Annotated in this window: 16 protein-coding genes and 1 tRNA gene; 15 read left to right on the forward strand and 2 right to left on the reverse strand. The window is 48.7% G+C overall.

Translation table 11 applies throughout. The annotated features are described in order from the left end of the window. The first annotated feature begins 39 nt into the window (after nt 1-39). On the forward strand, nt 40-1,557 hold the full coding sequence (locus WKT10_RS02975) for an RsmF rRNA methyltransferase first C-terminal domain-containing protein (protein ID WP_340275600.1): 1,518 nt from the start codon (nt 40-42) through the stop codon (nt 1,555-1,557). On the opposite strand, the gene WKT10_RS02980 is transcribed toward WKT10_RS02975, so the two are convergent. Beyond that, a complete protein-coding gene (locus WKT10_RS02980) occupies nt 1,520-2,440 on the reverse strand; it encodes an RluA family pseudouridine synthase (RefSeq protein ID WP_337932687.1) in 921 nt (306 codons plus the stop codon). The genes WKT10_RS02975 and WKT10_RS02980 overlap by 38 nt on opposite strands. 158 nt (nt 2,441-2,598) lie before the next feature. Between WKT10_RS02980 and WKT10_RS02985 the strand changes: the two genes are divergently transcribed. The 4 genes from WKT10_RS02985 (at nt 2,599) to WKT10_RS03000 (ending at nt 9,421) form a co-directional block, all read left to right on the forward strand. Then, nucleotides 2,599-3,963 carry a D-alanyl-D-alanine carboxypeptidase family protein gene (locus WKT10_RS02985; RefSeq protein ID WP_340275365.1) on the forward strand — a complete coding sequence of 455 codons (1,365 nt, stop codon included), beginning with the start codon at nt 2,599-2,601 and terminating at the stop codon, nt 3,961-3,963. Between the two features lie 148 nt (nt 3,964-4,111). Continuing rightward, entirely contained in the window at nt 4,112-6,415 is a 2,304-nt protein-coding gene (locus WKT10_RS02990; RefSeq protein WP_340275367.1) for an SH3 domain-containing protein, read from the forward strand. Nucleotides 6,416-6,480: 65 nt separating this feature from the next. Continuing rightward, entirely contained in the window at nt 6,481-8,037 is a 1,557-nt protein-coding gene (locus tag WKT10_RS02995; RefSeq protein WP_337433850.1) for a cadherin-like beta sandwich domain-containing protein, read from the forward strand. Nucleotides 8,038-8,218: 181 nt separating this feature from the next. Then, nucleotides 8,219-9,421 (forward strand): FprA family A-type flavoprotein, encoded by a 1,203-nt coding sequence (locus WKT10_RS03000; protein ID WP_337433849.1) that lies wholly within the window; start codon nt 8,219-8,221, stop codon nt 9,419-9,421. A 7-nt stretch (nt 9,422-9,428) separates the two neighbouring features. Here WKT10_RS03000 and asnB read toward each other — a convergent pair whose 3' ends face one another. Continuing rightward, nucleotides 9,429-11,279, reverse strand: a complete 1,851-nt coding sequence (asnB, locus tag WKT10_RS03005; RefSeq protein WP_340275372.1) for an asparagine synthase (glutamine-hydrolyzing) — start codon at nt 11,277-11,279, stop codon at nt 9,429-9,431. Nucleotides 11,280-11,467: 188 nt separating this feature from the next. Between asnB and mobB the strand changes: the two genes are divergently transcribed. From mobB to WKT10_RS03055, 10 genes are all read left to right on the forward strand, one after another. Continuing rightward, on the forward strand, nt 11,468-12,586 hold the full coding sequence (gene mobB, locus WKT10_RS03010) for a molybdopterin-guanine dinucleotide biosynthesis protein B (RefSeq protein WP_340275374.1): 1,119 nt from the start codon (nt 11,468-11,470) through the stop codon (nt 12,584-12,586). Between the two features lie 25 nt (nt 12,587-12,611). Beyond that, on the forward strand, nt 12,612-13,637 hold the full coding sequence (locus WKT10_RS03015; protein WP_296037698.1) for a threonine aldolase family protein: 1,026 nt from the start codon (nt 12,612-12,614) through the stop codon (nt 13,635-13,637). A gap of 208 nt (nt 13,638-13,845) precedes the next feature. Further along, entirely contained in the window at nt 13,846-14,241 is a 396-nt protein-coding gene (locus WKT10_RS03020) for a GntR family transcriptional regulator (protein ID WP_066547513.1), read from the forward strand. A gap of 29 nt (nt 14,242-14,270) precedes the next feature. Then, a complete protein-coding gene (locus WKT10_RS03025; RefSeq protein WP_066547516.1) occupies nt 14,271-14,942 on the forward strand; it encodes a UvrB/UvrC motif-containing protein in 672 nt (223 codons plus the stop codon). Beyond that, the gene (locus WKT10_RS03030) at nt 14,926-15,966 is read left to right on the forward strand and encodes an ATP--guanido phosphotransferase (RefSeq protein ID WP_337433845.1); all 1,041 of its coding nucleotides are present in this window, start codon (nt 14,926-14,928) and stop codon (nt 15,964-15,966) included. Before WKT10_RS03025 ends, WKT10_RS03030 begins: the two co-directional genes overlap by 17 nt. Nucleotides 15,967-15,982: 16 nt before the next feature. Beyond that, nucleotides 15,983-18,496 (forward strand): ATP-dependent Clp protease ATP-binding subunit, encoded by a 2,514-nt coding sequence (locus WKT10_RS03035; RefSeq protein WP_340275378.1) that lies wholly within the window; start codon nt 15,983-15,985, stop codon nt 18,494-18,496. Nucleotides 18,497-18,619: 123 nt separating this feature from the next. Next, nucleotides 18,620-19,036, forward strand: coding sequence for an endosialidase (locus WKT10_RS03040; protein WP_066550707.1), 417 nt, complete (start codon nt 18,620-18,622; stop codon nt 19,034-19,036). 105 nt (nt 19,037-19,141) lie between these two features. Continuing rightward, a complete protein-coding gene (radA, locus tag WKT10_RS03045) occupies nt 19,142-20,530 on the forward strand; it encodes a DNA repair protein RadA (protein WP_317437952.1) in 1,389 nt (462 codons plus the stop codon). 553 nt (nt 20,531-21,083) lie between these two features. Next, nucleotides 21,084-21,623 (forward strand): Uma2 family endonuclease, encoded by a 540-nt coding sequence (locus WKT10_RS03050; protein ID WP_066547532.1) that lies wholly within the window; start codon nt 21,084-21,086, stop codon nt 21,621-21,623. Nucleotides 21,624-21,726: 103 nt separating this feature from the next. Then, a tRNA-Trp gene (locus WKT10_RS03055) sits at nt 21,727-21,797 on the forward strand. The last annotated feature ends 55 nt before the right edge of the window (nt 21,798-21,852 follow it).

Genomic DNA, 21,852 nt, shown 5'->3' on the forward strand with positions numbered 1-21,852 from the left:
GAGCCCGGTTTTTTTAATAAAATATAAGGAGAACGAATGATGATCACATTGCCCGAAGCCTTTAAGAAGCGTATGAAAGAACTGTTTAAGGATGAATATGAGGCTTTTGAAGCCAGCTATGAAAAAGAACGGGTTCAGGGCCTGCGTTTTAACAGCTTAAAATCGGTGGAGGGACGGAAGATAGGCTGGGAAAAAGAAGCTTTACCGGGGCTGGCCGCCTTAATGGAGAACCGGCTGGGAACTTCTCTTACGCCGATTCCCTGGGTGAAGGAGGGGTACTACTATGAGGCGCAGGCCCGTCCGGGCAGACATCCGTTCCATGAAGCCGGTGTGTACTATATACAGGAACCCAGCGCCATGGCTGTGACAGAGCTTTTGGATCCTCAGCCCGGAGAGCGTATTTTGGATCTGTGCGCTGCTCCGGGCGGAAAATCCAGTCATATAGCATCACGGTTAAAGGGAAAAGGCTTCCTTCTTTCCAATGAAATCCATCCGGCCAGGGCAAAGATCCTTTCCCAAAATATGGAACGTATGGGCGTTTCAAATGGCGTAGTGGTAAATGAGGAGCCTTCCCGTCTGGCGGCGGTGTTTCCGGAATTTTTTGATGGTATTGTGGTAGACGCGCCCTGCTCCGGAGAGGGTATGTTCAGAAAGGATGAGGAAGCCGTAGAACAGTGGAGCGAAGAGCATGTAAAAATGTGTGCGGCCCGTCAGGAACAGATTTTGGCTCAGGCGGCCAGGATGATAAAACCGGGGGGACGGATCGTGTATTCTACCTGTACCTTCGCCCCGGAGGAAAATGAAGGTACGGTATTAAATTTTTTGAAGTGTCATGAGGATTTTTATCTTGAACAAACAGAAGGATGCGAGAAATTTTCTCATGGAAAGCCGGAATGGGCAGGGTTTGGAGATGGTGAGGAAAAATCACACGAGGAAGAGGCTGCAATATACCATCTGGAACGTACATTCCGTCTTCTGCCCCATTGTCTGGAAGGAGAGGGACATTTTATAGCGGTAATAAGGCGCAGAGAGGGAATTGAACGTAAAGAAGCAAAAAGAACGTATCCTGCTTATCTGGACCGCAGAAGGAACAGGGATGTATTTTCTCTGTTGGAAGCATTTTTAAAGGAAAGCCTTGCTGATGGAAGCTCTTATCTGAACCGGGCAGAATATGTGATGTTTGGAGATCAGCTTTATCTTCTGCCGGGTGAGATGCCGGATCTGAAAGGATTGAAGGTGCTGCGGCCGGGACTCCATATGGGTACCGTGAAAAAGAACCGGTTTGAACCATCCCATGCACTGGCCTTATCGCTGCTTCCAGAGGAGGCAAAAAGGGTGTACAGGATGGAGGCAGACGGAGAAGAAACTGCCGCTTATTTAAGAGGAGAGGCACTTTCCTGCCGGATGGAGAGCTGGCCGGGCAATGAGAAAGGCTGGGTTTTGATGTGTGCAGAAGACTGGAGCCTAGGCTGGAGCAAGCTTTCCGGGGGCTGTCTTAAGAATCATTATCCCAAAGGCCTCAGACGGATGCAGGCGTCTGCGCACCCTCAGAAATAAGGGAAGCCATGTCATCCGGAAGCGGTGCGAAAAAGGTCATGGGTTCTTTGGTAAGAGGATGGATAAAGTCAAGCCGGAAGGAGTGGAGCGGCTGCCGGTTTATAAAGCGGTAATCAGGATGGTAGAGAAAATCTCCGGGAAGAGGGTGGCCGATATGGGTCATATGAACCCGTATCTGGTGGGTTCTTCCCGTGTCCAGTCTCAGGCTGATATAGGAAAGATCATTTTTGCTGTTGTAGGAAAGCTTTGTAAAATGGGTACAGGCATATTCGCCGTTTTCAAAGTCTGTCTGGCGCATGATGGTAGAGCCGGGAACCCTTGCGATGGGGACTGTGATGGTTCCTTCGGGGGGGAGGTTTCCGCAGACAACTGCCCGGTATTCCCGGCGGATCTGCCGCTTTACCATCTGATCGGAAAGGATACAGGCGCTTAACATATGCTTTGCAATGATTAAAAGTCCTGAAGTATCACGGTCCAGTCGGTTAATGGCCCGATAGACGATGGGTTCGCCCTTGGACTGATAGTACCAGGCTACGGCATTTGCCAGAGTGTGTTCAAAATGGCCCTGGGAAGGATGGATAGGGACGCCCGGAGCCTTATTTATGACCAAAATATCCTCATCCTCATAGACAATGGAAAGGGGGAGCGGGGAAGGGATGATGTGTTCAGAACTTTCTTCCTCTATAAGCGTGACGCAAAGAAGCTCTTTTTCCTTTAATATATGGGTTGTATAGGCTGTTTCTCCTTTGATGGTAAGTCCAAGAGACGTATTTCTCAGATGGACGATTAAACGGTGGGAATAGCCTCTTGTCCTTAAAAATTCTTCTATGGTCCGGCCGGCGTCCGCACCGGAAATAAGATAGGACAGACTTCGTTTTATCATGCATTCAATCCTTTCTGTCGGGTTTGTATTATTTTGTTTGGGAAAGCTGTGTTTCCAGATGCACTGATGGTATCATAACAGAAGGCGTATGCAGATGCAAGAATATGTGAAGGATTTTGCGAATAGGATAGGAGGAAGGAACCGGGGAAAGTGGCGGCATGAGGATAAAAAAGGAAAAAACGCAGCAGCGGGGCTGTATCAGACGGATCCTGGCAGGACTGTGCCTGGCGGGACAGCTGGGACTTGCGGCAGGGCTGTGTCCGGAAATCGGGCAGATACAGCGGTCTGGGATCATACAGGAAAAAGGGGTTATGTATACGGCTGCATCCGGTGGGGCAGCGGCGTCATATGAGGCAGCAGCGCTGCCAAAAGAGCAGAACGATCCAAAGCTTTCCCTGCACGCGCAGTCTGCTGTTCTCATGGACGGCCTTACCGGACGGATCCTTTATGGGAAAAATGAGAATGATATCCGCCCTATGGCCAGTACGACTAAGATTATGACCTGTATTCTGGCATTGGAGGCCGGAGGACTGGATGAGTTTGCAGAAGCTTCGTCTAATGCTGCAGCCCAGCCACAGGTCAGACTGGGGGTAAAAAAGGGGGAGCGCTATCAGATCAGAGATCTCCTTTATGCTCTGATGCTGGAATCCTATAATGATGCGGCAGTGATGATCGCAGAAAAAACAGCAGGCTCCACAGAGGAATTCAGCCGCAGAATGAATGAAAAAGCTGAGAGCTTAGGATGCAGGGATACCTGGTTTATCACTCCCAATGGTCTTGATAAAAAGGAAGAGGATGAAAACGGTACAGAGCGGATCCATTCTACCACAGCGGCAGACCTGGCTCAGATCCTGCGTTACTGCATTACACAGTCTCCCCAAAAAGAGGAGTTTTTAAAGATTACCAGGACGTCAGATTATTATTTTACAGATGAATCGGGAAAAAGGGCCTTTTCCTGCAGAAACCACAATGCCCTTCTTACCATGATGGACGGTGCGCTCACAGGAAAGACCGGATTTACAGGAGGCGCAGGATATTGCTATACAGGGGCTCTTTTTCGGGACGGACGCTTGTATATCATCTCGCTTTTAGGCTGCGGCTGGCCGCCCCATAAAACATATAAGTGGGCAGATGCCAGAAGGCTGTTTTCATATGGTCTGGAGCAATATGAGCTTACGGATATTTTTAAACCGGAACCGGAGCATACGATCTGTACAGAGGGCGGGATCTGCTGGGGTGAAAATCCCGAAGGAGTTCTTCATGCTGTGATGAAGCGGGAGGAAACGGACAGCCGTCTTGAAATCCTATTAAATAAGGAAGAAAAGGAACAGATCAGACGGGAAGTTATGCTTCCAGAACGTATCTTTGCGCCTGTAAAGAAGGGAGAACTCCTGGGAAACATTCAGTACAGTCTGGGTGACCGCAAGCTTGGGGAGTACGGCCTGTATGCAGACAGGGATATAGAAGCGCTTACAGTGCCGGCAGCCTGGAAACATATTTGCGGGATGTTTTTTATTTTTTAAACTTTTCTTACAATTCAGCTGCATTATGTGAAGTTTTTGCGTTGCAGTTGACATAGAGCAATATTTGTCATTATAATAAAGAAAATGCCGTAAAAGGGGTTCTTGACACAGTCTTTTATGAAAAACAGGACAGGAGATACATATACACATGAAGGTTAAAAAATACAAAAGGGGTCTTGCGGTAATGCTGGGTCTGGCACTTGCTGTCCAGCTTCCGGGAGCAGTTCCGTTTCATCCGATGGATACCTATGCTTATACGGGAGCAGCCACAGTGAAGGCCTCCTCTTTAAACGTTCGCAGCGGGGCCGGAACCGGTTATCAGGCCATAGGCCGTCTGGCTGCGGGAGCATCCATCCAGGTTTTGGGAGAACAGCGGGGGACGGATGGGAAGACCTGGTATCAGATCCGTTTTTCCGGTACCGGAGGTACAGAACAGACGGGATATGTATCTGCTGAATATGTGCGTCTGCCTGTATCCTATACGACGGATTCGGACTTTGAAGCAAAACTGAGCGCGGAGGGCTTTCCGGAAAGCTATAAAAATGGCCTGCGCCAGCTCCATGCCCAGTATCCGAACTGGGTGTTCAAGGCCAAAAAAACAGGGCTGGACTGGAACACGGTAATTGAAAATGAAGCCCTTCTGGGCCGGAATCTGGTTTCATCCGGGAGCATTTCCTCCTGGAAATCCGTAGAGAGCGGGGCCTATAACTGGGATAACAGTACATGGACCGGCTTTGACGGCAGCAACTGGGTGGCAGCTTCTGAGGATATCATCAGGTACTATATGGATCCCAGAAACTTTCTGGACGATACCTATGTATTCCAGTTCCTTTCCCATGAATATAACTCCTCTACTCAGACAAGAGACGGGCTTGCGAAAATGGTAGAGGGCAGCTTTCTTTCCGGTACTACGGATTCCACAGGAACAGGAAGCAGCACAGGGAGTACAGGCGCTTCTGGCCCGTCCGGTTCTTCTGGCAGCTCAGGCGGTGTTTCCAAGGATGGCCCCGGGCGCAGCCAGGGAAAGGATCAGGATGTAAATCATGGCCCCGGCGTATCGGGAATCAGCAGAAACTCAGGCAGTCCGGCAGGAAGTACGGGAGGGGTAAGCTTAGAGGCGCCCCATGCCTCTGTAACACCCAGAAACCATAATCTTGTCATGACAGGTATTGGCGTAGGGGAAGCGCCGGGAAGCAGTTCTCAAAATACGGGTGCACCTTCCAATCCGTCCGGTTCTAACGCTCCGTCTTCTTCCGGCAGTTCAAACACAGTAGGGCCCGGCGTATCATCGGGAAGCGGCGGAAGTGATTCAAGTGTAAGTGTGGGACAGGCGCCGGGAAGCGGTGGCCAGTCTTCTGGTACGGGTTCTTCCCAGACATCCGGTCCATCCGGCAGTTCTTCCTCTCAGAATGCAGGCTCTTCCAGCGGCCCCTCTTCCTCAGGAAGCTCATCCGGAACTCCCTCTTCCAATACGGGTTCAGGAAGTAAGCTGTATGTGGATATTATTATGGATGCGGCAGCGCAGTCGGGAGTAAGTCCCTATGTGCTGGCAGCCATGATTCTTCAGGAGCAGGGAACAAACGGCGGCTCCCCACTGATTTCCGGCAATTATTCCGGTTATCCGGGATATTATAACTTCTTTAATGTAGAAGCATATCAGTCCGGCTCCATGTCCGCCATACAGACAGGCCTTCGCTATGCGTCTCAGTCCGGTTCCTACGGACGCCCGTGGAACACAGTGGAAAAATCAATTATCGGAGGCGCCCAAAATTACGGGGATAATTATGTAAAAGCAGGACAGAATACGTTTTATCTGAAAAAGTTTAACGTACAAGGTTCCAATCTGTATAAGCACCAGTATATGACAAATATCCAGGGTGCAGCTTCTGAGGCGGAGCGGCTGTCCAAGGCATACAGCAGCGTAAAGGATTCTGCTCTTGAGTTTCAGATCCCGGTTTACAACAATATGCCGGAAACAGCCTGTGCAGCTCCGGTAGGCGACGGAAGCCCGAACAATAAGCTTTCCAGCCTGAGCGCTGAGGGCTACAGTCTGACGCCTTCCTTTGGAAAGGATACAGAAAGTTACAATCTGATCGTAAATACGTCTGTTTCCAGCATTCAGGTTAATGCAGCTGCCGCTGATTCAAAAGCGTCTGTTTCGGGAGCAGGAAGTATTCCGTTAAATGGATCAACCACAGATATTGCGATTACGGTAACTGCTGAAAATGGAAGCGCAAGAACCTATACGATCCATGTGGTAAAGCAGGACGGAGGGCCTGTATCCTCTGGCTCATCAGGAAGTGCAGGCTCGCCTTCCAGCCCCGGTTCCTCTGAAGGCCCGGGAGGAGGAAACGGTTCGTCCGGCCCCGGTTCATCAGGAGGTTCCGGAAGTTCGGGAGGAGGAAACACTCCCGGCGGCAGCAATGTGACAATTGTGGGCGTAAGCCCTTAAGCCGCAGGATAAGCGCAGGAAACTGCAGTGGAAAAGAAATGAAATAAGAGAAAGCAGGAATGATCATGATAAAACGAATAAAACAGGGAGCGGCGGCGCTGCTTCTCATGTGTGTGATGACGGTGCTGCTGCCATGGTGCGGCATCACAGCCTTCGCCGCAACGGCGCGGATCGCATTTTCCGATCCGTCTGCAGCTGCAGGCAGTGAATTTACTGTCAGAATGAAGATAACAGGCAGTGAACCCTTATCTACGGCAGATGTGATGCTTTCCTATGATGCAGCCAGCCTGGAATTTATCGAGGGAACCAATACGGACGGCGGAAACGGAGCTCTCCGGGTTCATGGAGATGCAGGATCAGGCGGCGCCTCCACACTGGCCTATGAGCTGAAATTTAAGGCGCTTACTGCAGGCACCTCCCAGATCACGGTTAAAGAGCAGGAAGTTTATGACGCGGATTCCAAGCTTGTTACAGTGGATCAGCAGGGACAGTCGAAGGTGACAGTGACCGCAGAGGAGGGGGCCTCTGATGATGCTTCTTTGAAATCCTTAAAGGTGTCCCCCGGCACCCTTTCTCCGGAGTTTTCAGCAGATGTGGACACTTACAGCGTGAAAGTGGGTACGGATGTTGATCAGCTGATCGTCAGCGTAGAAACGGCAGACAGCAAGGCGGCTACGCAGGTTTCAGGAGCAGAAGGCCTTCAAATGGGTGAAAACCGCGTCACGGTAAAGGTTACTGCACAGGACGGACAGACCTCAAAAGAATATGTGATCGTAGTTACTAAAGAAGAAGGCGGAGCATCTGCGGACAGCCAGACCTCTTCTGCAAATGAAGCCTTTGAGATGCATGTTTCCAGACGTTCCTTTACTGTGATGGAGCCGGATGATACGGTAGAGGTGCCGGAAGGACTGGTTTCTACCACCATTACCATTGACGATCATAAGGTGACCGGATGGGTATGGGGCGATGAGGCAGAGCATGAATACTGCGTAATTTATGCCATGAATGAGGATGGAGAAAAGGGACTGTACCGATACGATTTAAAGAGTTCTGAGCGTACCATCCAGCGATATTTTGCTGACAGCTCATCTACCGCGGTATCTGCGGAGACATACGAGCTTTTAGCCGGACAGTATGATTCCCTCAGAAAGGATTATAATCTGTTCCGTACCCTGCTGATCGCAGTGATCGTGATTGCTCTTGTATTGGTTGTTCTTCTTATTGTGTCCCTGACAGGAAAGAAAGACAGAGGAAGAAGAGAACGGATTTCTGAGCGGAAGGATGAGACAGGATCCAGACCGCAGAAGGAAGAGGCACCATTACACAGCCGGAAAGAAGAAAGAGAGAAGCTGATCCCGGATCCGTTTGAAGAGGAAGAAGCGGAAGAGATGGAGTATATCGTTGAGGAAGATCAGGGTGACACATCAAAAGAAGAACCGGCTTCCAAGGAGGAGGACGACTTCTTTGACACCATAGATCTTTCCTTTGAGGATGAGGAAGAAGAACCGGAACATGAAACGGCAGAGCCTGAGCCTAAGGCTCCCATCCGTCAGCTCCATCCGCGTCTGTCATCGGAGGAAAAGCGGGAAGATGGCGATGATTTTGAAATTTTTGATCTGTAAATAGGATTTAGCCCCAAATGTAAGGATATGTCTTTACTTTTGGGGCTGTTTTTATCGGAAACCGGTTTAAAAATCCTTCTGTTCGGCAAATAATACAATGACATTTAAAACAATTTGTGCTATACTGCCTACGGATTAAATTTGTGTATATTTTAACGTCCATTGGAAAGGAAGATTAGAGATGTACTGTATTAAAAAGATTAAAGATGATTTATTCTGGGTTGGCGGGACAGACCGCCGTCTGACTTTGTTTGAAAATGCATTTCCAATCCCCAGAGGAGTTTCTTACAACGCATACGTTTTAAAAGATGAAAAAACGGTTCTCTTTGACACGGTGGACAACGCCATCGGCGACCAGCTGTTTGAAAATCTGGAAGCTGTACTGGAAGGCCGTACGCTGGACTATGTAATTGTGAATCATATGGAGCCGGATCACGCGTCCACGCTGTCAGAGGTAGTAAGACGTTATCCGGAAGTAAAGATCGTATGCAATGCCAAGACAGTTGCTATTATCAAACAGTTCTTTGATTTTGACATTGATTCCCGGGCAGTGATCGTAAAGGAAAACGATACCTTCTGCACCGGAAAGCACACGTATACATTTGTTATGGCTCCTATGGTTCACTGGCCGGAGGTTATGGTTACCTACGATATGACAGACAAGATACTGTTTTCCGCAGACGCCTTTGGTACCTTTGGCTCTATGAATGGAAATATTTTTGCGGATGAAGTGAATTTTGAGCGTGATTGGCTGGATGACGCCAGAAGATATTATACAAATATCGTAGGAAAGTTTGGTGCTTCCGTTCAGACGCTGTTAAAAAAGGCTGCCGGACTGGATATCCAGATGATCTGCCCGCTCCACGGCCCTGTATGGCGTGAGAATATCAGCTGGTATGTGGACAAATATCTTACCTGGAGCAGCTACGCGCCTGAGGAAAGGGCAGTTATGATCGCCTACGGATCTATTTACGGAAATACAGAGAATGCGGCCAATATTCTTGCCTGCAGACTGGCGGACAGAGGCGTCCGCAATATTGCGGTTTATGACGTTTCCTCTACTCATCCGTCCGTTCTGGTAAGCGAAGCCTTCCGCTGCAGCCATCTGGTATTTGCTTCCGTAACCTATAACGGCGGCATTTTCACAAATATGGAGCGGGTGCTGGGCGACTTAAAAGCACATGCGCTTCAGAACCGCACCGTAGCCCTGATGGAAAATGGTTCCTGGGGCCTCATCGCTGCAAAGCAGATGAAGGAAATCATTTCTACGATGAAAAACATGGAGATCCTGGAGCCCTCCTTAAGCATCAAATCCAGCTTAAAGAAGGGACAGGAGGCAGAAATAGATGCGATTGCAGATGCGATTGCAGCTTCTGTTCTCTAATCCATCGTCATAGCTTAAGGGTTATGCGGTAATGACTCAGCCAGAAGTTGATCTGGATCAGATAAGCCATCATCTGCGGGCCTGCCATGAGCTGGCCGTACCAGGGCTTTCCATAGTCAGAGGTCATCTGAAGGAAACGTTCCGTCTTTTCTCTGTCTAAAAATTCCATAACAGGGGAAGAGGGATCATGGATTATTTCACGCACCTGTTCTGCGAGCAGAGCTTCATAGTGTGTATCATATGTTTTGGGATAGGGGGATTTTCTGCGCCATAATACTTCTTCGGGAAGCAGTCCCTTGGAGGCATGGCGCAGGAGACCCTTTGCCGTATGATCCTTTGCCTTCAGTTCCCAGGGCACATTCCAGAGATATTCAATAATCCTGTGGTCGGCAAAAGGAACTCTGGCTTTTAAGCCGGAAAAATCAGCGGCCCGATCCATGCGTTCTAAAAGAGTACGCATAAACCAGTTCAGATTCAGCCAGACAATTTCCCGTTGTCTGGCTTCTTTTTTTGTATCCTCTTTGCAGACGGGGAGATGGGACAGGGAAAAATCGCAGGCGCTTTGTACATATTCCTCCATATGGAGCAGTTTAATTATTTCATCCTTCAGCAGCGCCTTTCTGGGCGACAGATCCATCGTCCAGGGAAAGCCGTGAAATTTAAGGCAGTCTTCTTTATAAAACCAGGGATAACCTCCGAAGATCTCATCGGCACATTCACCTGTGAGCGCCACGGAGCTGGTATTTTTTACCATGGAGCAAAAGTGCAGAAGGGAGGCGTCGATATCTCCCATGGCCGGCAGATCGTGAGCTAAAACGGAATCTGTAAGGCGGCTGGCTAAAACAGTACTGCTGCATTCCAGATAATGATGATCGGTATGAAGGCAGCGGACCATCTGTTCTGCATAAGGACGGTCCCTGGAGGGCTGGAAATCGTTGGACTGAAAGCAGGCGTCATTTTCCGTAAAGTCAAAGGAGAAGGTGGTAAGGGTCTTTCCGACCGCTGCACATTTCCTGGCGCAGACGGCAGATACCAGGCTGGAATCCAGCCCGCCGGATAAAAAGGTGCATACCGGTTCAGCAGAGTCCAGCTGACGGCTGATAGCATCGGTGACTAAGAAGGAGGTTTTTTCTACGGTCTTTTCCCAGGAGTCACCGTGGGGATGGCTTTCCAGCGTCCAGTAGGGTTTTTCCGTTTTTCTTTCCGGCGTAAGGATCAGGACATGGCCGGGAAGCACCTCACGGATGCCGCAGAAAATACCGCAGCCTGAGGATCTGGCAGGCCCAAGGGAGAAAATTTCGTTTGCGCCTGTAAGATCCAGTTCCGGTTTGATTTCGGGCAGAGAAAGGAGGGAGCGGATACGGGAGGAAAAGGCCAGCTCACCGTCTTTAAGAACGGTGTAAAACAGCGGTTTTGAACCGATCCTGTCTCGAAAGAGAAGAAGCGTCTGACAGGCTGTATCACAGATGGCAAAGGCAAAAATACCGTTAAGCCGTTTTACAAAATCCATTCCCCATTCCAGATAACTTTCCAGAAGGATTTCTTTATCTGAGGAGGATTGAAAGGAGTGCCCCAGATGTTTCAGTTTTGTCCGAAGCTCGTTGGAATTGTAAAGTTCTCCGCAGAAAGCCACGGCCACAATGCCTGAACCAAAGGCTTTTGAGATAAGGCTGCTTGCGGTTTCTGGCTCCGACGGCCCGGTTTCTGAAAGGCAAATGCAGGAAGAGAGCCACAGCCTTGTCTGGCCCTTTCCGTTTTTCTTCAGGGAATCTCCCATAGCGTTCAGGCGCTCCTGAAAATAAGCTCTGTTGTTTAAGTACACCCCTTCCGGGTGGAAAAAACCTGCAATTTTGTACATTCTCTGTCCTCCGGGCAGGAAATAATTTCAGTAATCATAATATGCAATATACGGCTGCAAATTGACAGAAAACGGGAAAAACGAGAGAATGAAAGTCTTGATTTTCAACCCGGAAACTGATATGCTTAATCATCATAGTGCCTGATCGCTGGCTTTTTAGCTGGCAGCCGGGGATAGGAGACGAAATTATGAAATGGGGCTGTGTTCTTTTAAAAGGCGGCAGAGGAAGCCGTATGGGATACAGAGATAAGTCAGAGCTCATATGGAGAGGACAAACCTTCGGTTTTCGGATCAGACAGGAGCTGGAGCAGCTTGGTATACCCTGTTTTCTTTCAGAGGCAGAAAAAAGCAGCCCAAGTGAAGATGCTGGAAACAAAATGGCTCTGTGGAACCCTGTTTTGGATCAGATTCAGCAGGCAGGTCCCATGGGAGGGATTGTGTCCTGTCTTAAGGCCTGTCTTTTAAAGGACAGTTCCATGGAAGGCCTGTTTTTTGTGTCCTGCGATCTGCCATTTTTCAGAAAGGAAATGGCTGTCCGTCTGGTAGCTGCTTTTAAAGAGGAAGATGACGGGGTTATGTGGCGCACACGGGACGGACGGCTCCATCCCGTCTGCGCTTTTTACGCCAAAAGCGCCCTTCCGGTGATTGAATCCTGCCTGAATGAGGGGGAGTTCCGGATGAGGACGCTGTGCAGCAGACTGCGTATGCGTATTCTGGATACAGAAAAGGAACACATTCCCGATACCTGGTTTATGAATATAAACCGTCCGGAGGCGTATGAAGCGCTGGAAGATAGAAAAAGGCCTGCCGTATTGGCGGTAAGCGGCAGTAAAAATACGGGAAAAACGACGCTTACAGAAGCACTTGTAAGAGAACTCTCCAAACGTGGGGTGAAAGTCGCCGTGATCAAGCATGACGGTCACGATTTTACCCCGGATGTTCCCGGAACGGACAGCCATCGCATGAAGGCTGCCGGGGCTTTTGGAACGGTTGTTTATTCAGAAAAGAGGTTTTGCGTGGTCAAAGAAGAAACAAAGCAGGCAGAAGATTTCATTGCCTGTTTTTCGGAGGCGGATCTGATCCTTTTGGAGGGGCAGAAACATTCATCCTATCCCAAGCTTGAGACCATGCGCAGAGTCATTTCAACAGAGCCTGTATGCAGACAGGAGACCGTACTGGCTTATGTAACAGATTTTGGAGGCGGAGGGATACAGGGAAAATGGGATGAGACGCCGGTGTATCCATTTCAGGATATGGATCGGATTTTAGAACTTGTTATAAAGGTTATGGATGGTTACAAAGGATAAAATCATAAGAAAAGGAGAGAACGATATGCTGTCATTTGAAAGTGATTATACAGAAGGGGCCCATGAGGCCATTTTAAAACGTCTGGCGGAGACAAACCGGGAGCAGACTCCGGGGTATGGAGCTGATCCCTACTGTGAAGCTGCAAAGGAAAAGATTGCCGGAGCCTGCCGCTGCCCGCAGGCAGATATCTATTTTCTTACAGGGGGAACTCAGACCAACCAGACGGTGATCGATTCTCTTTTAAAGAACTATGAGGGTGTGATCGCTGCCCAGACGGGTCATGTGAATGTCCACGAGGCAGGGGCAATCGAGTTTACAGGCCATAAGGTTCTGGCTCTGCCTCAGAAAAACGGAAAGATAGAGCCGGAGACGTTACGGGCCTATATGGAGGCGTTTTATAAGGATCCATCCCATGACCATATGGTATTTCCGGGCATGGTCTACATTTCCCATCCGACAGAGTTTGGAACTCTTTATACGAAAGCAGAACTGACAGCTCTGTCTGAAATCTGCGGCGAGTACGGGCTTCCTCTGTTTTTAGACGGAGCCCGCCTGGGATATGGCCTGATGAGCCTGGATACGGATGTGACGTTAGAGGATATCGCCAGACTCTGTGATGTGTTTTATATCGGAGGCACGAAGGTAGGAGCACTGTTTGGGGAGGCTGTGGTATTTACAAAAAAGAATGCTCCCAGACAGTTTGTTACCTTAATAAAGCAGCATGGAGCGCTGCTTGCAAAAGGGCGTCTTCTGGGGCTGCAGTTCGATACTCTGTTTACAGATGGGCTGTACTTTGAAATTAGCCGCCATGCCATTCAAATGGCAGAGCGTTTAAAGAAAGGACTTCGTGAAAAGGGCTGTAAGTTCCTTATTGATTCACCTACAAACCAGCAGTTTGTGGTACTGGATCAGGATACGATCCGGCGGCTGGAAGAACAGGTGGCGTTCAGCATCTGGGAGCCGGTAGATGAAAACCATACGGCTGTGCGTTTTGCCACCAGCTGGGCTACGACGCCGGAGATGGTGGACGCGCTTTTGGAGCTGCTTTAAAGAACAGGAGCAGGGCAGGAATAAAATATCTGCAGAAATGAAGGGATCCGTCAGGAGCCAGAAGTTAGTGGTTCTTGACGGATCTTTATTTTCCTGTTATAGTAAAGACGGCAGGTGTTATATTGCCTGTAGAACAGATATAACGTTGATGCTCAGGCTGCGGCAGGTCCGTTCCGATTAGAGTCATAGAACGAAAGATGGTGTGCGTATGGTATTAAAGATTGATTTTAACAGCGACGAGGCGATTTATATCCAGCTTCGCAATCAGATCATCATGGGGATCGCTACAGATATGATACGGGAGGGGGATACGCTGCCCTCGGTGCGTCAGATGGCCGATCATATCGGCATCAATATGCATACAGTAAATAAGGCATATTCCGTTTTGCGCCAGGAGGGGTTTGTAAAGCTGGACCGGAGAAAGGGCGCTGTTGTCTGTCTGGATATTGATAAACTTCAGGCCATTGAGGAGATGCGCCAGAATCTGGATGTGGTTTTGGCCTGTGGTATCTGCCGGGATATTTCCCGGCGGGAAGTCCATGAGCTGGTAGATCAGATTTATGACCGGTATACAAGACCTTGTGCAGACGAAGAAGACCTGTAAATGGGCAGGAGCCCGGATGGAGGAGCAGTATGTTATGTGAAAAATGTAAGATACGGGAAGCAAATATAAAATATACGGAAATTATTAATGGAGTGAAGACAGAGCACAATCTTTGTTCTCACTGTGCCAGGGAAATGGATTTTGGACAGTATGGCGCTGTGCTCGACGGGGAATTTCCTCTGGGAAGGCTTCTTTCCGGCCTTTTAGGGCTGGAAGAAGATGAAGAGGATACAGATGAGAGGGCGGCAGTGGTCTGCCCTACCTGCGGCACCAGTTTTGACGATTTTGTGGAAAACAGCCGGTTTGGCTGTCCGGACTGCTATGGGGTGTTTGACCTTTTTATAAATGACAAGATCAAACAGCTTCAGGGAAGTGAAAACCATAAGGGAAAGCATCCAAAATTCAGGAGCAAATTTGAAAAAGAGCACCTGGATGCGTTAAAAGCGCCGGAAGAACCCATAAAAGGGCAAACGACTTCGGAAGATAACCGTATCGATACTGATCCCGGGAAAGAAAAAACGGCTGTGTCTGCAGAGGAAAGCCTTCAGGTGGTGCGTCTGCAGAAAGCCTTAAAGGAAGCTGTTTCTAAGGAGGATTATGAGAGCGCGGCCCGGTATAGGGATGAGATCCGTGCTTTAAAAGCAAAGGCAGCCGAAGGCCGGGATGAGAAGGGAGGCAGGACAGATGAGCCGATGGTATGAAGGAATCCGTGAGGAAAGCTCCAATATCATTTACAGCCGGATCCGTCTTGCCAGAAACTGGGACGAATATGTGTTTCCCTCCCGGTTAAGTGAGCAGGCGGCCTCTCAGGTGACAGAGCAGTTAAGAGAGGGGCTTAAAGAGGCGGAGACTGGAGAACATCCCCTTTTGTGGAATGATCTGGCAGCTATGAACGGAGCGCAAAAGCAGGCTTTAAGGGAACGGCGTATTTTGAACCGCACAGCAGTGGAGAAGAATGGTCCAGGCGGCCTATATTTATCAGAGGATGAGAGCTGCAGCCTGCTTTTAGGGGCAGACGATCATATCCGTATCCAGTTTCTCGCGCCTGGGCTGGATTTGGAGGATTTGTGGAAGAAAGCAGACCAGATGGATGATTTTATCAATGAGCGTTTTTCCTATGCATTTGATGAAAAATACGGTTATCTTACTACTTTCCCCACCAATGTAGGAACCGGCTTAAAGGCCTGTGTAGTGCTCCATCTGCCTATGCTGTCTCAGGTACGCAAATTTCAGAGCATCGTAGGCGACATGGGAAGGCTTGGGACGGCGATACGGGGGCTTTACGGGGAAGGAAGCGAAAATTACGGAAATATGTATGAGCTGTCCAATCAGAGAAGCCTGGGACAGTCGGAGCGGGAAATCATCGAGCAGGTGGCAAAGGCAGCCACTCAGTTAAACAATCAGGAGCTTCGGGTTAGGAATGCTGCTTTAAATGCCAGACGGCTGGAGCGGGAGGATGAAACCTGGAAGTCTTACGGCATTTTAAAATATGCCAGAAGGATTACGGAAAAGGATGCCAGGATCTTTTTGTCCCAGCTTATGGCGGGAGAGGAAGACGGCGTTATTTCCTTTGAAAAGGAGAGAAGCTTATACAGCCTGATGATCGGCATCAAACCGGCCAATCTGGCGTTGTGGGCCAGTCGGCCTCTGGATAAGGAGGAGGCCGACTGTGTGCGTGCCGCATACATCAGGGAACGGCTTCCCAGGATGATCGAAAGCGCATAAGGAGGACATAAAAGTTATGGAACGATATACACCACAGGCAAAGGAAGCCTTAAGCCTGGCAGTTGGCGTGGCAGAGAGCTTAAACCACGGCTATGTGGGTACGGAGCATCTTCTCATTGGCCTTTTGCAGGAAGGAACCGGCGTGGCAGCCAAGGTACTGGAGGAAAATGGAGTGGAAGAGGATAAGGTAGTGGAGCTGGTGAGCCAGCTCATTGCTCCCAATCCTACCCTTCAGACAGCAGATACAGCTGCCTATACTCCCAGAGCCCGCCGCGTGATCGAAAACAGCTATCGGGAGGCTGTGCGGTTTAAGGAAGCCCAGATCGGTACGGAGCATCTGCTCATTGCGATCCTGCGGGAGGGAGACTGCGTTGCCAGCCGCCTTTTAAATACCATGGGCGTCAGTGTGCAGAAGATATATATTGATCTTCTGGCCGCCATGGGCGAGGATGCTCCCACTGTAAAGGAGGAGATGCAGAGCTCCAGAGCTGGACGGCGGGGAAATGCCACACCTACCCTTGACAGCTACAGCCGCAATCTTACAAAGATGGCTGAAGAGGGAAAGCTAGACCCGGTGATCGGCCGTGAAAATGAGATCCGCCGGGTGATCCAGATCTTAAGCCGCCGCACAAAAAACAATCCCTGCCTCATCGGTGAGCCGGGAGTGGGAAAAACGGCAGTAGCAGAAGGACTGGCTCAGATGATCGCAGCAGGAGACGTGCCGGAAACCATTGCGGATAAGCGGGTGATGACCCTGGATCTGTCCGGCATGGTGGCTGGCTCCAAATACAGAGGTGAGTTTGAGGAGCGGATCAAAAAGGTAATTGCCGAAGTGGTAGACTCAAAGGACGTGATCCTCTTTATTGATGAAATCCATACGATCATTGGCGCCGGAGGAGCAGAAGGAGCCATGGATGCTTCCAATATTTTAAAACCTTCTCTGGCAAGAGGGGAGCTTCAGCTCATTGGAGCCACCACGATCAATGAGTATCGAAAGTACATTGAAAAGGACTCTGCTCTGGAACGCCGTTTCCAGCCCGTTACCATCGACGAACCCAGCGAGGAGGAATCCGTTTCTATCTTAAAGGGGCTCAGAAGCCGTTATGAAGATCATCATAAGGTAGAGATCACAGATGATGCCCTGGAGGCTGCGGTAAAGCTGTCCAGCCGGTACATCAATGACCGCTTCCTGCCGGATAAGGCCATTGACCTGATTGACGAGGCTTCTTCCAGAGTACGGCTTATGAACTATACCCGTCCGGACAAGGTCAAAGCGTTAGAGGCTCAGATTGAAAAGCTGGAGGATGAAAAAGAGGCTGCTGTCCGGGAGGAGGCTTATGAAAAGGCAGGGGAGATCAAGAAAAAGCAGGAAAAGCTGAGGGAAAAGATCGCTGCCCTTTTAGAGAAATGGCAGAAGGAAAAGGAAACACGCAGACTGATCGTCAGTGAAAATGAGATTGCAGATGTAGTGGCAGGCTGGACCAGGATTCCGGTGAAAAAGCTGGCAGAGGAAGAGTCGGAGCGCCTTAAAAATCTGGAAGGTATTCTCCATGAGCGGGTAGTGGGGCAGGAGGAAGCCGTAACTGCCGTATCAAAGGCCATCCGCAGAGGCCGTGTGGGATTAAAAGATCCCAAACGTCCCATTGGCTCCTTTTTATTCCTTGGCCCGACAGGTGTGGGAAAGACAGAGCTTTCCAAGGCTCTGGCAGAGGCTATGTTCGGTACAGAAACAGCCCTGATCAGGGTAGATATGTCCGAATATATGGAGAAACACAGTGTTTCCAAGATGATCGGTTCTCCGCCAGGATATGTTGGATATGAGGAGGGCGGACAGCTCAGCGAAAAGGTACGCAGGAATCCCTATTCCGTGATCCTTTTTGATGAGATTGAAAAGGCGCATCCAGATGTATTTAATATTCTCTTACAGGTTCTGGACGACGGTCATATCACAGATGCCCAGGGACGGAAGATCGACTTTAAAAATACCATTATCATCATGACCTCCAACGCAGGGGCAGAAAATATCATTTCCCCCAAGCGTCTGGGCTTTGGAACTGCCACAGATGCAAAGGCCGACTATGCTTTTATGAAAGGCCGTGTGATGGATGAAGTGAAGCATCTGTTTAAGCCGGAATTTTTAAACCGCATTGATGAGATCATCGTGTTCCACCAGTTAAACAGAGAACATATGAAGGGGATTGCAGATATTATGCTGCAGGGTATTATAAAGCGCAGCAGAGAACAGCTGGGGCTTACTTTGTCTGTAGATACGGCGGCCAGAGATTATCTGATCGATAAGGGATATGATGACAAATACGGCGCAAGGCCTTTAAGACGTACGATCCAGAACCTTCTTGAGGATAAGCTGGCAGAGGCTGTGCTGGATCATAAGGTGCGAAAAAATGCTCTGGTAGAGGTAGGACTTGAGGGAGAGGATCTGAGCTTTTCCGTAAAAAAGAAAGCTGTACCGCGGAAAAAGTCCGCTTCCGGCGAAATAGAAAAGCAGGTTTTAGAAAATAAGGCAAAGTAAGAAAAAATAACTGGTTATTTTGAACCGGTTGTTGTATAATCGGAGTACAGAATATCCCTGTGAGACAGGGAGTGGAGAATGGCAGTCCGCCTTATGGGACTGAATGAACAGGAGGATAAAAAGATGCCGGTTGTTGAAGAACTGATCCGCACAGAGCAGGATGGCACCATCAGTTTTGGTAATTACACATTGGGACAGAAAGCGAAGAAGTCCGATTTTGAATATCAGGGAGATGTTTACAAGGTAAAGACCTTCTATGAGATCACAAAGCTGGAGCGCAATGATCTGTTTGTATATGAATCCGTTCCGGGTACAGTTGCAGAACATTTCCTTGTGTCAGATGAAGGTGTGGAGTTTTCGGTAGAGGGCGCTAAGGATGCCCAGATCACTGTACAGCTGGAGGATGACACAGACTACGAGGTGTATGTAGACGGAGTGGCTGTAGGCAGCATGAAGACCAACATGAGCGGAAAGCTCAGTGTCAGCGTAGAGTTGGAAGAGGGAACGGCTGTAAAGGTAAAGGCCGTAAAGAGAGCGTAAGGATGGATTCTGTCTGAGAAAACAGACGGAACATTAGGAGGCCGGAGACGGCCTCCTTTTTTCAGAATTCCGCTGTCAGCGGATCAAAGAACAGGGAGTAAACAAATGGCAAAAGCAAAGACAACTGCATTTTTCTGCAGTGAATGCGGATATGAATCTTCCAAATGGATGGGTCAGTGTCCGGCTTGTAAGGCATGGAATACCTTGGTGGAGGAACCGACGGCAGGATCAGCACGGTCTGCATCCCCCTCTGGCCGTCTGTCTGCCGTAAGCGGGATCGGTGCAGGCAAGAGGGAGAAAGCTGCCCTCTTATCAGAGATATCCTTAGAAGAAGAGGATCGGATTTCCACAGGCTTTAAGGAGCTGGATCGTGTGCTGGGAGACGGGATCGTAGCCGGTTCTCTGATACTGGTGGGAGGAGATCCGGGAATCGGGAAATCCACTCTTTTATTACAGGTCTGCCGTCAGCTGGCAGCAGATGGAAAAAAAGTGCTCTATATATCAGGAGAAGAGTCCTTAAAGCAGATCAAGATGCGGGCCTGCCGGATCGGAAGCGTAACAGGAGATCTGCGTTTTTTGTGCGAGACAAATCTGGACCGGATCAGTCAGGCCATTGATCTGGAAAAGCCCCAGATTGTGGTGATCGATTCCATCCAGACCATGTACCGGGAGGAGATTTCCTCTGCTCCCGGAAGCGTCAGCCAGGTAAAAGAATCCACAGGCCTTTTGATGCAGATTGCAAAGAGCCGGGGCATTGCCATCTTTGTAGTAGGCCATGTGACAAAGGAGGGGGTGGTGGCAGGCCCTAGAGTGTTGGAGCATATGGTGGATACGGTGCTCTATTTTGAAGGAGACCGGAACGCAGTCTATCGGGTTTTAAGAAGTGTAAAGAACCGTTTTGGTTCTACCAATGAAATCGGTGTATTTGAGATGCGGGAGGAAGGCCTCATGGAGGTGGAGAATCCTTCAGAATATATGTTGGACGGCCGGCCGGAAAATGCTTCCGGGGCAGTGGTTTCCTGCTCTTTGGAAGGAAGCCGTCCCATCCTTTTAGAGGTTCAGGCTCTGGTAGCTGAAACAAATTTCGGCATGCCAAGACGCACGGCGGCAGGAACGGACTATAACCGTGTGAATCTTCTCATGGCAGTGCTTGAGAAAAGGTGCCGATACGAGATGTCCCGTCTGGACGCCTATGTCAATATCGCAGGCGGTATGCGGATGAATGAGCCGGCGTTAGATCTTGCCATTGTAATGGCTCTTATGTCCAGCTATAAGGACCGGCCGGTGGATCCGGGTATGCTTATATTTGGAGAAGTGGGGCTTTCCGGGGAGGTCCGGGCGGTTTCACAGGCGGATAAACGGGCAGCCGAGGCAGCCAGGATGGGCTTTACTTCCTGTGTGCTTCCAAAGGTTTGTCTCGATAAGATGAAGCCCATAAAAGGGCTTAAGATGATCGGGGTATCCAATGTGCGGGAGGCGATCGGGCTTTTGTAGGGGTGAAATCATATGGATAACGTTCGAACGAAATACTGATTCAGACTTCTTTTTCATACGTTGCTAACCGACATTTTACAGATCCCCAAAATACACAAAATAATCCAACGTTATTTTGACGAACCTATTTTAAAGGATGGTTTTCTTTTTGGTTTTGTTCTGGTAAACTATGTTTATCAGAAAGGAATGGAAGAAGATGTCCGATGGGAAGAATCAGATTAGTATAAATATAGAAAATTTCCCGATTGGAGGCTTGGAATGAATGAGCTGAGTATTAGCACAATCTGATGCTCATTATCGGAGAGGGTACGTTGTGTTTGATGGATGGCGCAGATGCGGCAATTCGTTCTGGTGGAAACATTTAGAGAAGTATGTATTCGTTTGGATATCGGCTTCCTGTTGCAGAAACAGCTGGATGCTTATATTAGAATTAACGAAGCCCTGGCATTGTATTTGACTCAAATATGCAATCTCAGCTTATTCGAATTTCATCTTCGAATAAGGATGATTCTGGATAGTTACGTTATAATAAGCAGAAAAGGATGATGTGTAAATGGACGCAATAAAACAAATATCCTATACAATAAAGGATATCTACAATCTTCCAGAGGGTAAACGGGCAGAGTTAATTAACGGACAGATTTATATGATGGCTCCACCAAGCACAAAACATCAAAAACTTATAAGTGCTTTGCATGGGAAAATTTATAATTATATTGAATCACATAATGGAAACTGTGAAATTATTCCTGCGCCATTTGCTGTGTTTCTAAAAGACAATGATGAAAATGAATCCTATGTAGAGCCGGATATATCTGTAATCTGTGATCCTGATAAGATAGATGATAAAGGCTGTCATGGATCGCCGGACTGGATTATAGAAATAGTTTCATCTTCAAGCAGGAAAATGGACTATTCCAGAAAGCAATTTTTATATTTGGAAGCAGGTGTCCTGGAATATTGGATTGTTGATCCTATAAAAGAAACTATTTTAATTTACAGGCAATCTGAGGATTGGGTTCCGTTATTTGCCAGGTTTGGCGAGAAAGTAAAGTCCGGAATTTATGATGATCTGGAAATAGTAATTGTATAATCTAAAAAAAATAATTTAAAAAAATAAAAAAACTGTTGACACTTTCCTGATGGTATGGTATTATAACTGAGGTTCGAGAGAACAGCAAAACAAACAACCAAATAGGGGAATAGTTCAATGGTAGAGCAGCGGTCTCCAAAACCGTAGATGGGGGTTCGAGCCCCTCTTCCCCTGCTGACTATTTGAAGAAATAGCCCAACCCGCAAGAAGTCCGGAGTACTGTAGAGTA

Source organism: Enterocloster sp. HCN-30185 (assembly GCF_037890305.1).
Taxonomy (GTDB): domain Bacteria; phylum Bacillota; class Clostridia; order Lachnospirales; family Lachnospiraceae; genus Enterocloster.

Excerpts from the sequence above, each read along its gene's own strand:
- WKT10_RS03020 (WP_066547513.1), top strand. The coding sequence starts at position 13,846 with ATGGTATTAAAGATTGATTTTAACAGCGACGAGGCGATTTATATCCAG.
- WKT10_RS02990 (WP_340275367.1), top strand. The coding sequence starts at position 4,112 with ATGAAGGTTAAAAAATACAAAAGGGGTCTTGCGGTAATGCTGGGTCTG.
- asnB (WP_340275372.1), bottom strand. The coding sequence starts at position 11,279 with ATGTACAAAATTGCAGGTTTTTTCCACCCGGAAGGGGTGTACTTAAAC.
- WKT10_RS02985 (WP_340275365.1), top strand. The coding sequence starts at position 2,599 with ATGAGGATAAAAAAGGAAAAAACGCAGCAGCGGGGCTGTATCAGACGG.
- WKT10_RS03040 (WP_066550707.1), top strand. The coding sequence starts at position 18,620 with ATGCCGGTTGTTGAAGAACTGATCCGCACAGAGCAGGATGGCACCATC.
- WKT10_RS03015 (WP_296037698.1), top strand. The coding sequence starts at position 12,612 with ATGCTGTCATTTGAAAGTGATTATACAGAAGGGGCCCATGAGGCCATT.
- mobB (WP_340275374.1), top strand. The coding sequence starts at position 11,468 with ATGAAATGGGGCTGTGTTCTTTTAAAAGGCGGCAGAGGAAGCCGTATG.
- WKT10_RS03035 (WP_340275378.1), top strand. The coding sequence starts at position 15,983 with ATGGAACGATATACACCACAGGCAAAGGAAGCCTTAAGCCTGGCAGTT.
- WKT10_RS02975 (WP_340275600.1), top strand. The coding sequence starts at position 40 with ATGATCACATTGCCCGAAGCCTTTAAGAAGCGTATGAAAGAACTGTTT.
- radA (WP_317437952.1), top strand. The coding sequence starts at position 19,142 with ATGGCAAAAGCAAAGACAACTGCATTTTTCTGCAGTGAATGCGGATAT.
- WKT10_RS03025 (WP_066547516.1), top strand. The coding sequence starts at position 14,271 with ATGTTATGTGAAAAATGTAAGATACGGGAAGCAAATATAAAATATACG.
- WKT10_RS02995 (WP_337433850.1), top strand. The coding sequence starts at position 6,481 with ATGATAAAACGAATAAAACAGGGAGCGGCGGCGCTGCTTCTCATGTGT.
- WKT10_RS02980 (WP_337932687.1), bottom strand. The coding sequence starts at position 2,440 with ATGATAAAACGAAGTCTGTCCTATCTTATTTCCGGTGCGGACGCCGGC.
- WKT10_RS03000 (WP_337433849.1), top strand. The coding sequence starts at position 8,219 with ATGTACTGTATTAAAAAGATTAAAGATGATTTATTCTGGGTTGGCGGG.
- WKT10_RS03030 (WP_337433845.1), top strand. The coding sequence starts at position 14,926 with ATGAGCCGATGGTATGAAGGAATCCGTGAGGAAAGCTCCAATATCATT.
- WKT10_RS03050 (WP_066547532.1), top strand. The coding sequence starts at position 21,084 with ATGGACGCAATAAAACAAATATCCTATACAATAAAGGATATCTACAAT.